We start from the raw sequence: 12,304 nt of genomic DNA on the forward strand, positions 1-12,304 counted from the left end.
CCACTGAAGCTGCTTGAGCCCGCCTGCGGGAAATGGGCCCTACACGAAAAGGATAATGTACAGATATGTTTCGCATTGGACAGGGTTATGACGTTCACCAGCTGGTGGAAGGGCGACCGCTGATTCTCGGTGGGGTCACCATCCCCCATGACAAGGGGCTGCTCGGCCATTCCGATGCTGATGCCCTGCTGCATGCCATTACCGACGCGATTCTGGGGGCGGCGGCACTGGGCGACATCGGTCGCCATTTCCCCGATACCGATCTACGCTTCAAGGGAGCGGACAGCCGCGTGCTGTTGCGCGAGGCCATGGCGCGGGTGCGCGCGGCGGGCTGGCAGGTGGTCAACGTCGACGCCACCCTGATCGCTCAGCGTCCCAAGCTCGCTCCGCACATCGATGCCATGTGCGCCGCCATCGCCAGCGATCTTGGCCTGGCCGTCACCGCCGTCAACGTCAAGGGCAAGACCAACGAAAAACTGGGCTATCTTGGGCGCGGCGAGGCCATCGAGGCGCAGGCCGTTTGCCTCTTGATGCCGGCGTGATGCCGGTTGGCAATTTGTCCGACAATTCCTGCCCCATATGGGATAATTAGGACAGGACCATTACATAGAAGACCGAGGAGGCCACGATGCTTACCCAGAACCAGCTCAAACTTGCCGTCGCCCAGAAGGCGCTGGAATTCGTCCCCGACAACTGCATCGTCGGTGTCGGCACCGGCAGCACCGTCAACCTGTTCATCGAAGAACTGGCGACCATCAAGGGGCGTATCAAGGGAGCCGTCTCCAGTTCCGAGGCCTCCACCGAGCGGCTCAAGGCCCACCATATCCCGGTATACGACCTCAACACCGTTGACGAGGTACCGGTGTACATCGATGGCGCCGACGAAGTGAACCACTACCTGCACATGATCAAGGGCGGCGGCGGCGCGCTGACGCGCGAGAAGATCGTCGGCGCGGTGGCCAGCGAATTCATCTGCATCGCCGACGAAACCAAGTACGTCGACGTGCTGGGCGGCTTTCCGCTGCCGGTGGAAGTGGTGCCGATGGCGCGCAGCTACGTGGCGCGTGAACTGGTCAAGCTGGGCGGCCACCCGGAGCTGCGCGAGCATTTCGTCACCGACAACGGCAACATTATCCTCGACGTATACCGTCTGCACATCTCCAAGCCGGTGGAACTCGAGGAGACCATCAACCAGATCGCCGGCGTGGTCACTTGCGGCCTGTTTGCTCGCCGCCGTGCCGACGTGCTGATCCTCGGCCGCCAGAGCGGGATCGAGGTTCTGCGCTGATTGTCATCCCCGTGTCACACCACGCGCTTATCCTGTAGCGTTACCGCTATTCGTACGAGAGAGTCATGGCTGAACATACGTCCAAGCAGTTTGACCTGGAACTGGAAACCATCCGCACCCGCGTGCTGCAGATGGGGGGGCTGGTCGAACAACAAATCCAGTCCGCCGTCGATGCCTTGATGGCGGCCGACATCGAGCGGCTCGACAAGGTGGTGGCCGACGATGCGCTGGTGAACTCGCTCGAGGTCGCCATCGACGACGATTGCCAGCACATCATCGCGCGCCGCCAGCCGGCGGCCAGCGATTTGCGCATGGTGATCACCGTGATCAAGACCATCACCGACCTGGAGCGCATCGGCGACGAAGCGCAGAAGATCGCCCGCCAGGGCAAGATCATCCACCAGTCGGAGCGTTACCAGCTGCCGCGCTTCCGCGAGGTGCGCAAGATGGCCGACGTGGCACTGGCCATGCTGCGCCGCGCGCTTGACGCCTTCGCCCGCCTCGACGCCACCGCGGCGCTGGAACTGGCCCAGGAAGACCTGATCCTCGACGAGGAATTCTCGGCCGAACTGCGCCAGCTCATCACCTTCATGATGGAAGACCCGCGCACCATCAGCATGTCGATCGACACGCTGTTCATCGCCAAGGCGATCGAGCGCATCGGCGACCACGCCAAGAACATTTCCGAGTACGTGGTCTACCTGGTCAAGGGCAAGGATATCCGCCATACCTCTCTGGAAGAGATCAAGCGCGAGACGCAAGCGGGCTGACACGCCGTGACGTTGCAGCGAAAATGGCGGTAACATTCATGTTACCGCCATTTTCATATCCAACCCAAGAACAAAAGGGGTGATCTTGACCAGTCCAACGCCCCCCCATGATGTGCTCGCCACGGTCGATCTGGGGTCCAACAGTTTCCGTCTGCAGGTCTCCCGCGTGGTGGAAGATCAGCTCTACACCCTCGATACCCTCAAGGATACGGTGCGCCTCGGCGCCGGCCTGAGCGACGACAAGACTCTCGACGACGATACCCAGGAACGCGCCCTGGCTTGCCTCGCCCGCTTTGGCGAGCGCCTGCGCGGGCTGGGGCCCAAGCAGGTGCGCGTGGTCGGCACCAATACCCTGCGCGTGGCCAAGAACGCCCCGGCCTTTATCGCGCGCGCCGAGGCCTTGCTCGGCTTCCCGATCGAGATCATCGCCGGGCGTGAGGAAGCGCGCCTGATCTACCTCGGTGCCGCCCATTCGCTGCCCGCCACCAAGGAGCGCCGCCTTGTGGTCGACATCGGCGGCGGTTCCACCGAATTCATCATCGGCAGCCAGTTCCGCGCGCTGGTGACCGAAAGCCTGCCGCTGGGCTGCGTCAGCTACAGCCGGCGCTTCTTCGCCGACGGCAAGCTCAATCGCAGCAATTTCCAGGATGCCATCATGGCGGCACGCGCCGAGGTGCAGCGCATCGTCCACGAGTACCGCCCGGAAGAGTGGCAGCTGGCGGTGGGGACCTCCGGCACCGCCCGCGCGCTGCGCGACGCACTGGAGATCAACGATTACTCCGCCGACGACATCACGCTGTCGGGGATGGAGCGGCTCAAGGCGGAACTGATCCGCTTCGGCAACCTTAAATACGTCAACCTGAACGGCCTCAAGGCCGACCGGGTGCCGGTGATTGCCGGCGGGCTGGCGATCATGATCGCCATCTTTGAAGAGCTGTTGATCGACAAGATGATCGTCGCCGAAGGCGCCTTGCGCGATGGCGTGCTCTACGACCTGCTGGGCCGTCATCGGGAGAAGGACATGCGCGACACCACGGTAGCCCAGTTCAAGCGCCGCTATCACGTCGATCTGGCGCAGTCGCAACGCGTGACGGCGTTGGCGGAACGGCTGTGCGGCATGCTGTGCGGCGTCGAATGCGATCCGGATACCCTCAAGCGCCTGCAATGGGCCGCGCGCCTGCATGAAATCGGTCTCACCATCGCCCATACCGCCTATCACAAGCACTCCGCCTACATCCTGCAGAACGCCGACATGCCGGGCTTCTCCAAGCGCGAACAGGCGACGCTGGCCAGCATCGTGCTGGGGCAGCGTGGCGACATGGGCAAGATGATGTCGCTGTTGTCCGAGCCCGGCCACTGGCAGGCGATGGTGGCGCTGCGGCTGGCGGTGTTGTTCTACCGCAGTCGCAACGATGTCGTTCTGCCCGACGTGTTGGAGCTGCGTCAGACCTCGCGCGGCTTCGAACTGACCCTGGACAAGGCCTGGCTCGCCGCCAACCCGCTGACTGCCAGCGCCTTCAAGCAGGAGGTGAAGCAGTGGGACAACGTCGGATTCACCCTTGATATCGTGCGGGCATGAAGCGCTATGAACGGCTGAAGGGCAAGGTACCTACGCTGGGCGAGGCGCCGGGCACGCTGATGGCGGTGGGCGAGCCCGCGCTGGACCAGCCCCGCATCACCCTGATGGAGTACGGTCCTTCGGCGTTGCGCGAGACCACCTTCGCCTCGCTGCAAGAGGGGCTCGCCTACCGGCCTGGCGAGCCGGTGCTGTGGCTCAATGTCTACGGTCTGCACGAGCCCAAAGTGATGCGCGCCATCGGCGAGCGCTTTGGGCTGCATCCGCTGGTGCTGGAAGACATTCTCAACGCCCGCCAGCGTCCCAAGGTCGAGGATTACGGCGATTACCTGTTCATCGCCAGCCGGGTGTACCAGTTTCCCGGCGAGGGCAATGGCCGGCTCAAGCACGACCAGATCTACCTGGTGGTCGGGCGGCACTTCGTGCTGAGCTTCCAGTCGCGTCCGCTTGGCGTGTTCGAGCCGGTGCGCGAGCGTCTCCGCACGGCGCGTGGCCTGATCCGTTCGCGCGGTGCCGACTACCTGGCCTACTCACTGCTCGACGCGGTGGTCGACGACTATTTCGGCGTGCTCACCCAGTTCACCGAGTACGTCGAGCAGACCGACAGCCAGCTGCTGGTCGGCCGCGATGCCAGCATCCTGCGGCGTATCCAGCGTCTCAAGCACGATTGTCTCAGGCTGCGCCGTTCCATCCTGCCGGTGCGCGAGGTGCTCACCGCGCTGGCGCGCGGCGATTACGGTTTTTTCCAGCCGGAAACCCTGATCTACCTGCGCGATGCCTACGACCATACCGTGCACGTGATCGAATCGCTGGAGATGTCGCGCGAACTGGTGGGCGACATGCTCGATCTTTACCTCTCGACCCAGTCCAATCGCCTCAACCTGCAGATGCGGGTGTTGACCGCCTTGTCGATGATCTTCATGCCGCTGACGCTGATCGTCGGCATCTACGGTATGAATTTCGACTACATGCCTGAGTTGCACTGGCACTACGGCTATTTCCTGATCCTGGGGCTGATGCTGGTGCTGGGGGCGGGATTGTACTTCGTGTTCTGGCGCCGCAAGTGGTTGTGACGCGCGCCTGTCCCCGCCGCCAAGGCCCTGCCCGTGCAGGGCTTTTTTCATGTGGCGGCGGTAAATTTCGCTTGCCTTCATATACCCTATGGGGGTATATAATGGATAAACCGCATTCATGGAGCGAGCGATGAGCCGGACCCAGCTGACCCTGCCGATCGAAGGCATGACCTGCGCTGCCTGCGCCAACCGTATCGAGAAGGTGTTGAATCGCCTCGATGGCGTCGACGCGCAGGTCAACTTCGCCAGTGAAACCGCCCGGGTCGAGTTCGACCCGCAGCAGCAGACGCCGCAACGGCTGATCGAGCGCATCCGCCAGAGCGGCTATGCGGTTCCCGAGGAGCGGCTGGAGCTGGATATTGGCGGCATGACCTGCGCCGCCTGCGCCAGCCGCATCGAGAAAGTCCTGAACCGCCTGCCCGGCGTGCACGCCAGCGTCAATTTCGCCACTGAAACTGCCGTGGCGCACTTTCCCGCCGGGGTGGTGGGAGAGGACGCGATCATCGCCGCGGTGCGCAAGGCGGGCTACAGCGCGGCGCCGCGCGCCACGGCTGGCGACCAAACCTTGGCCGAAAAGCACCGCCAGGCCTATCTCAAGGAGCGGCGCTGGTTCTGGCTGGCGGCGCTGCTGACCGCCCCCTTGCTGCTGGAGATGGTGACGATGCTGGGCGGCGCCGCGCACGGCATGCTGCCGCGCGGAGTGCAACTGGCGCTGGCGACGCCGGTGCAGTTTCTCGCCGGCTGGCGCTTCTACAAGGGCAGCTGGCACGCCCTGCGTGGCGGCGGGGCGAATATGGACGTGCTGGTGGCGCTGGGCACCAGCATGGCCTACCTGCTGTCGGCGGTGGTGACGCTGGCGGGCTGGCACGACCAGCATGTGTATTTCGAGGCCGGCGCGGCGGTGATCACGCTGGTGTTGCTGGGCAAGCTGCTGGAAGCACGCGCCAAGGGCAAAACCTCGGGCGCGATCGAGGAACTGATCCGTCTGGCGCCGAAAACGGCGCGCGTGGAGCGCGACGGCCAGCTCCAGGAGGTAGCGGTGACGCTGCTGCAGCCGGGCGACGTGCTGCTGGTGCGCCACGGCGAGCGCATCGCCGTGGACGGCGAGGTGATCGCCGGGCACGCCGCCGTCGACGAGAGCATGCTCACCGGCGAGAGCCTGCCGGTGACCAAGACGGTCGGCGATGCCGTGTACGCCGGTACCCAGAACCAGGACGGCATGCTCACGGTGCGTGCCACCGGGGTCGGCAGCCAGACCCAGCTCGCCGACATCGTGCGCCTGGTGAGCGAGGCGCAAGGCTCGAAGGCGCCGATCCAGCGCCTCGCCGACGTCATCTCCGGCGTGTTCGTGCCGGCGGTGGTGGCCATCGCCGTGGTGACGCTGCTCATCACCGGCTGGCTCACCGGCGACTGGGCGCGTGCGCTGATCCACGCCGTGGCCGTGCTGGTGATCGCCTGCCCGTGCGCGCTGGGGCTGGCCACGCCGACGGCGGTGATGGTGGGTATCGGCAACGGGGCGCGGCGCGGCATCCTGTTCCGCAACGCCACCGCGCTGGAGACGGCGGGGCGGCTGACGGCGCTGGTGGTGGACAAGACCGGCACCCTCACCGAGGGCCGCCCGGTGGTGACCGACGTGCTGCCCCTGACGGTGCCGCGCGACACCCTGTTGCAGCTGGCCGCGAGCATCGAGGCCGGCTCGGAACACCCGCTGGCGCGTGCCGTGCTGGACTTTGCCGAAGAGCAGGGACTGGCGCGCCTGCCGGTGCAGGATTTTTCGGCGGAGGTCGGCCGCGGGGTGGAGGCCGAGATCGAAGGTTACGGCCGTCTGCGGGTTGGCGTGCCGGACTGGCTGGTCGATAGCCTGCCGGAGGCGGCCAGCGTGTTCTACGCCGAGGGCAAGACGGTGATCGCGCTGGGACGCGAGGGCACCTTGATGGGGCTCCTGGCGATCGCCGACAAGCTGCGGCCCGGTTCCGCCGAGGCCGTCGAGCGCTTGCGCCGCCTGGGGGTGAAGGTGGTGATGCTGACCGGCGACAAGGCGGCTACCGCTGCGAGCATCGCCGCCGCCGCCGGCATCGCCGAGTTCCGTGCCGAGGTGAAGCCGCAGGACAAGGCCGCGGCGGTGGCCGAGTTGCAGCGCGCCGGGCACAAGGTCGGCATGGTCGGCGACGGCGTCAACGACGCCCCGGCGCTGGCGGCGGCCGACGTCGGTTTCGCCATGGGGGCCGGCTCCGACGTGGCGATCGAAACCGCCGACGTGACGCTGCGCCAGGGCGACATGCGTCACGTCGCCGACGCCATCCGCCTGTCGCGCCGCACCCTGGTCAAGATTCGGCAGAATCTGTTTTTTGCTTTTGTTTATAATGTTTTAGGAGTGCCGCTAGCCGCGCTGGGCTGGCTGAATCCGGTGATCGCCGGGGCGGCTATGGCAGCCAGTTCGGTCTCGGTGGTCAGCAACTCGTTGCTGCTGAGACGGTGGAAATGATTGCCTCATCGGGAGGCGAGAATGGAAGAAGTCGTGGTGAAACTGGTGGGGCATGGCGGGCAGGGTGACGAGCGCCGGGTGGCGACCCTGTTGACCCGGGTGCCCGGCGTGGCTCAGGCCGAGGCGGGGCTGAAGGGGGGACAGGTGCGGGTGTTGTTCAACCCGCACCTGCTGACGAGCGCCAGTCTGCTCGCGGTACTCAACAACGCCGGCTTCGACGCCGTACTGTGACGCGCCTTACAGTTCGATCGTCACGCCGGCCTTGAGCCGCTCCACGTGCAGGTGCGGCGGCAACACCGCCCGGATCTGCTGCATCATGCGCTCTTCCTCGCCGGGGTCGAGATGGCTGATCCACAACTGCACCGCCGGTGGCAAGGGGTCGACCAGCGATGCCAGTAGCGACGGCGCCATGTGGCCGTAGCGTCGTGCCTGCGGCAGGTGGTCGTCGTCGTAGGTGACCTCGCACAGCACGTCGGACAGCGACGGCACGTGGGCGATCCATTGCCAGAACGCCGGGCAGGGGCCGCTATCGCCGCTGAACGCCAGCGCACGCCAGTCGCCTTCCACCAGCCAGCCTACCGCCGGAATGCTGTGTTCGGCCGGCAAGGCCGTGGCGATGCCGCCGGGCAGGGCGACCGGGTCGCCGACCTCGATGGCCTGCAGCCGCACGTAAGGGCTTTCCGGACTGGGCGTGACGGTGTAGTCAGGCCAGATCACGTCGTTGAACAGGTGCTGCTTGACGGCGTCGAGCGTGGCCTGCTGGCTGTAGACGGTGATGCCGGGCCCGGCATGGCTGGCGTGCACGTCGGCCAACAGCGGCAGGAAGCCGCAGTGGTCGAGATGGCTGTGCGACAGCAGCACGCGCGTGATGCGCAGCAGTTGCGCCACCTCCAGCGTACTGACGCCGGTGCCGCAGTCGATCAGCGTGTGGTCGTCGAGAAGGAAGCTGGTGGTGTGGGCGGGGCGGCCGATGCCGCTGGAGGCGCCCAGGATGGAGACTCGCATCGCCGTGCTCCGACAGGGAAGTGAAGTCCCGATTGTAGCCGACATGCCGGGAGCGGACTAATTCGTCCGGCATGTCGGCTCAGGCCGCGTGCCCCGTCGCCGCTTCCAGTTGCTGCCGCAGCAACCGGCTCAACTGTTCCAGCAGCCACGACAGCAGCAGCATGGCCAGGATCAGGCTGGCGGCGGTCGGCAGTTGAAACAGCGACAGCGCCAGATAGAGCTGCTGTCCCAACCCCCCCGCGCCGACGATGCCGAGCACCGCCGCTGCGCGGATGTTGTTCTCGCCGCGGTACAGCGCGTAGGCCAGCCATTGTGCCCATACTTCCGGCAGCAGGCCGTAGCAGAACGCCGTCAGCCGTCCGGCGCCGAGCACGCGCAAGGCCTGCTCCGGTGCCGGAGGGGCGTTTTCCAGCGTTTCCGCGAATAGCCGCCCCAGCACGCCGCTGGTGTGCAAGGCCAGCGCCAGCACCCCGGCCGCCGGCCCCAGGCCGACCGCCAGCACCGCCAGCGAGGCCCACAGCAGATCGGGGATGCCGCGCAGCAGGTTGAGCAGCAGCCGCGCCAGCGCCTTGGCAGGTTGGCCGAAGCGCCCGGACGCCGGCAGCGCCAGCAGGGCGGCGCCGGCAAACGCCAGCGCGGTGCCGAGGAAGGCCATCGCCAGCGTTTCCAGCGCGCCGCGCCCGATGTCGGCGAGGAGCGCCGGGCTGGCGTCGGGCGGCAGGAATTCGCTGGTGAAATGCAGCAGGCTGGCGCCGTCGAAACCGGCCTCGCGCCACGCCGGTAGCAGCCAGGCGACGCTGGCCAGCGCCGCCAGCACGGCGCCACCGGCCAGCACGGCGCCACCTTGGCGGCTCTCCAGCAAACGGCGCGACAGCCGGCTGACGCCCTCGGTCCCCACCACGATCAGCAAAAAGACCAGCAGCAAGGTGCTGACTTCGCCGCTGTTCATCATCTTGATCGAGGTGTCGAGCAACTGCCCGATGCCGCCGGCGCCGACGAAGCCCATCACCGCCGAGGCGCGGATGGCGCACTCCCAGCGGTATACGCTGTAGCTGACCAGCTCCGGCAGGGCCTGCGGCAGCAGCCCGTAGCCCAGCACCTGGGTGCGTCCGGCGCCGGCGGCACAGAGCGCCCGGGCCAGGGCGCGCGGCTGCGATTCGAGGATCTCGGCGTAGACCTTGCCCAGCATGCCGCCGTAGGCCAGTCCCAGCGCCAGCACCGCCGGCAGCGAGCCGAGTCCGACGGCGCGCACGAACAGCAGCGCCCAGACGATTTCCGGCACCCCGCGCAGCAGCACCATCACGCCGCGCAGCAGCGACTTGCCGGCTTCCGCCAACCTTGACGGCGCGGCCGCCGTCAGCGCATGGCGGTCCAGCGCACGGGTGGTGGCGAAGGCCAGCGGCAGCCCGACCAGCATCGCCAACGCCAGCCCGGCGGTGGCCGCCGCCAGGGTGGTGGCGCTGGCACGCATCACTTCGCCGAGAAAGACCGCGTTGCTGGCCGGCGGCAGGAAGCCGGCGACAAAGCCGGCCAGCGTTTTCAGCGTGGCGGCGTCGAACAGCTGCAGCGGGTTGAAGCCGGTCAGCGGCAGGGTCGGCACGAGCAGGGCCAGCAGCAGCGCGCCCCACAGCAGGCGCGGCAGCAGCGCCGGGTCGCGCGGGTGGCTCAGCATCGTACCCCCCGCGGGAAGCCGGGTTCGGCATCGGCCGGGAGGGTATCGTCTTCGGCCAACCTTTCGCCGGCGTACAAGGCTTGGATCAGCCCACCATGCACCTCGGCGCGCGGCAGGTCGAACAGGATGCGGCCGCCCTGCAGGCCGATGATGCGCGGGAAATGAGCCAGCGCCAGGTCGACCGAGTGCAGGCTCATCAGCAAGGTGGCGCCGCGGGCGCGGGCATCGTCGGCGAGGCGTTTCACCGTCTCCTCGGCCAGGCGCGGATCGAGCGCCGACACCGGTTCGTCGGCCAGCATCAGGCGTGGCGCCTGGTACAGCACGCGCGCGATGCCGACCCGCTGGCGCTGCCCCCCCGAGAGCTGGTCGCAGCGCGCCCACAGCTTGTCGGCCAGGTCCACGCGCTGCAGCACCTCTGCCACGCCGGCGGCGTCGTGCGGCCTGAGCAGCGCCAGCAGCGAGGCCAGCGCACCCTGGCGCCCCAGCCGTCCGGCGGCCACGGCGTTGACCACGCGCTGCCGCGCCGGCAGCGGCGGCGCCTGGTAGACCGTGCCGATATCGGCCTGCAGGGACTGCAGCTGGCGCGGCGCGCAGCGCCAGGGGTCCTGCCCCAGTACGCTGACCATCCCTTGGCTTGGGCGATAGACGGTGTTGGCCAGCAGCAGCAACGACGACTTGCCGGCGCCGGACGGGCCGATCAGCGCCGCCTGCTCGCCGTCGTCCAACGCCAGACTGACGTCGTCGAGGATCGTCGCCCCCCCCAGACGCAGGCCGACGCGTTCGAACGTCAGGCTCACTTCAGCAGGCCCGCTTCCTTGGCCGCGGACTCGATGCCCTTGTAGTTGGCCGCCTTGGTCGGGATGAACTTGCTGGCGCGTTGCAGCTCCAGGATGGCCTGCTGTTCCGGATTCTTCGGATCGAGCTTGAGGAAGGCCTTGGTGATCTTCTGCTGCAGCTTGGCGTCGAGGTTGCCGCGCACGGTCCAGTTGTAGTCGTAATAGGCCGGGGTGGAGCCGATCAGCTTGACCTTGGCCGGGTCGACCTTGCCGGCCTCCACCAGCTTGTCCCACACCGAGGCGTTGAGCACGCCGCCTTCCACCTTGCCGGAGGCCACCCAGGCCACGGTGGCGTCGTGCGCGCCGGAGTAGGCCACGTTCTTGAAGAAGGTTTCCGGCTTGATGCCCTGTTTCTGCAGGAAGTAACGCGGCATCAGGTGGCCCGAGGTGGACGACGCCGAACCGAAGGCGAAGCTCTTGCCCTTGAGGTCCTTCAGCGAGTTGATGCCGGCCTCGGCGTTGGCGATGTACTTCGAGGTGAACTTGCTGTCTTCCTCGCGCTGCACCAGCGGCACCACCTTGCCGCGCTGGCTCGCCTGCACGAAGGTGAAGCCGCCGAGCCAGGCCATGTCGATCTTGTCCGAGGTCAGCGCGGTCACCACCGCGGCGTAGTCGGTCACCGGCACGAACTGCACCTTCATGCCCAGTTCCTTCTCCAGGTAGGCGCCGAGCGGAGCGAACTTGCGTTGCAGTTCGGTCGGGGCTTCGTCCGGAATGGCCGACACCTTGAGCACGGCCTCTTCGGCGGAGGCCAGGACGGAAACGGCCAGCAGGGCGCCGGCCATAGCAAACTTGATGGCTTTCATCGGGTAAATCTCTCGTGTCTTGCGGGCGATAAACCGCAGGCATCAAAAAGGCCAGTCTTGCCGACTGGCCGCGGGTGGCGGGCTAAAGGCCGCCGAGTGGCGAACCACTCCAACATCCAACAACGAAATTCTAACGCGACTGGCGCCGTCCGAACCAGACAAACAGCACCATGCCCAGCACGATCATCGGCAGGCTCAGCCACTGGCCCATGCTGATGGTGTAGGACTGGCCGAAGATGCCGGCATCCGGCGAGCGGAAAAACTCCGCTACGAAGCGGAAAAAGCCGTAGCCGATCAGGAACAGCGCCGAGACCTGGCCGCGCGCGCGCGGCCTGGCGCTGAACCACCACAGGATGAGGAAGAGCGTCAGCCCCTCCAGCGCAAACTGATACAGCTGCGACGGATGGCGCGGCAGGGCGCCGTACTGCATCAGCTGCGCCATCAGTTCCGGCGACTGTTGTGCCTGCGCCAGATCGTCGAGGCGGGCCTGCGGAAACAGCATCGCCCACGGCGCATCCGGGCGGGTGACCCGGCCCCACAGCTCGCCGTTGATGAAGTTGCCGATGCGGCCGGCCGCCAGACCCAGCGGCACCAGCGGCGCGATGAAGTCGGTCAGCTCCCAGAAGCTGCGGCCATGCTTGCGCGCAAACAGCAGCATGCCGACCAGCACCCCGAGGAAGCCGCCGTGGAACGACATCCCGCCCTTCCAGACCATCAGGATTTCCTGCGGATGGCTGAAGTAATACGCCGGCTGGTAGAACAGCACTTCACCCAGCCGCCCCCCCAGCACCAC

At 66.8% G+C, this 12,304-nt stretch carries 12 protein-coding genes; 7 read left to right on the plus strand and 5 right to left on the minus strand.

Annotated features, from left to right (window positions below):
• Positions 1–65: 65 nt before the first annotated feature.
• The 7 genes from ispF (at position 66) to AC3WG5_RS17860 (ending at position 7,423) form a co-directional block, all read left to right on the plus strand.
• On the plus strand, positions 66–542 hold the full coding sequence (gene ispF / locus AC3WG5_RS17830; protein ID WP_008953083.1) for a 2-C-methyl-D-erythritol 2,4-cyclodiphosphate synthase: 477 nt from the start codon (positions 66–68) through the stop codon (positions 540–542).
• Between the two features lie 86 nt (positions 543–628).
• Positions 629–1,288: a ribose-5-phosphate isomerase RpiA gene (rpiA, locus tag AC3WG5_RS17835; RefSeq protein ID WP_492569962.1), complete on the plus strand. Its 660-nt coding sequence runs from the start codon at positions 629–631 to the stop codon at positions 1,286–1,288.
• A 65-nt stretch (positions 1,289–1,353) separates the two neighbouring features.
• Complete coding sequence (gene phoU, locus AC3WG5_RS17840) at positions 1,354–2,058, plus strand: phosphate signaling complex protein PhoU (protein ID WP_008953081.1); 705 nt, start codon at positions 1,354–1,356, stop codon at positions 2,056–2,058.
• 85 nt (positions 2,059–2,143) lie between these two features.
• Positions 2,144–3,637 carry an exopolyphosphatase gene (gene ppx, locus AC3WG5_RS17845; RefSeq protein ID WP_492569964.1) on the plus strand — a complete coding sequence of 498 codons (1,494 nt, stop codon included), beginning with the start codon at positions 2,144–2,146 and terminating at the stop codon, positions 3,635–3,637.
• Positions 3,634–4,707: a magnesium/cobalt transporter CorA gene (gene corA / locus AC3WG5_RS17850; RefSeq protein ID WP_492569966.1), complete on the plus strand. Its 1,074-nt coding sequence runs from the start codon at positions 3,634–3,636 to the stop codon at positions 4,705–4,707. The genes ppx and corA overlap by 4 nt, the downstream gene beginning before the upstream one ends.
• A 130-nt stretch (positions 4,708–4,837) precedes the next feature.
• Positions 4,838–7,192 (plus strand): heavy metal translocating P-type ATPase, encoded by a 2,355-nt coding sequence (locus AC3WG5_RS17855; RefSeq protein ID WP_492569968.1) that lies wholly within the window; start codon positions 4,838–4,840, stop codon positions 7,190–7,192.
• Between the two features lie 21 nt (positions 7,193–7,213).
• Positions 7,214–7,423, plus strand: coding sequence for a heavy-metal-associated domain-containing protein (locus AC3WG5_RS17860; protein ID WP_492569970.1), 210 nt, complete (start codon positions 7,214–7,216; stop codon positions 7,421–7,423).
• A 6-nt stretch (positions 7,424–7,429) separates the two neighbouring features.
• Here AC3WG5_RS17860 and AC3WG5_RS17865 read toward each other — a convergent pair whose 3' ends face one another.
• The 5 genes from AC3WG5_RS17865 to lgt all read right to left on the minus strand — a co-directional run.
• The gene (locus AC3WG5_RS17865; RefSeq protein ID WP_492569972.1) at positions 7,430–8,197 is read right to left on the minus strand and encodes a 3',5'-cyclic-nucleotide phosphodiesterase; all 768 of its coding nucleotides are present in this window, start codon (positions 8,195–8,197) and stop codon (positions 7,430–7,432) included.
• Between the two features lie 79 nt (positions 8,198–8,276).
• The gene (locus AC3WG5_RS17870) at positions 8,277–9,869 is read right to left on the minus strand and encodes a PhnE/PtxC family ABC transporter permease (protein WP_492569974.1); all 1,593 of its coding nucleotides are present in this window, start codon (positions 9,867–9,869) and stop codon (positions 8,277–8,279) included.
• Positions 9,863–10,666, minus strand: a complete 804-nt coding sequence (locus tag AC3WG5_RS17875; RefSeq protein WP_492569976.1) for a phosphonate ABC transporter ATP-binding protein — start codon at positions 10,664–10,666, stop codon at positions 9,863–9,865. The genes AC3WG5_RS17870 and AC3WG5_RS17875 overlap by 7 nt, the downstream gene beginning before the upstream one ends.
• Positions 10,663–11,511 carry a putative selenate ABC transporter substrate-binding protein gene (locus AC3WG5_RS17880; RefSeq protein WP_492569978.1) on the minus strand — a complete coding sequence of 283 codons (849 nt, stop codon included), beginning with the start codon at positions 11,509–11,511 and terminating at the stop codon, positions 10,663–10,665. Before AC3WG5_RS17880 ends, AC3WG5_RS17875 begins: the two co-directional genes overlap by 4 nt.
• 130 nt (positions 11,512–11,641) lie before the next feature.
• Positions 11,642–12,304: prolipoprotein diacylglyceryl transferase (gene lgt, locus AC3WG5_RS17885; protein ID WP_492569980.1), on the minus strand; the 663-nt coding region annotated here is incomplete at its 5' end.

Source organism: Pseudogulbenkiania sp. FW507-F1 (assembly GCF_058781125.1).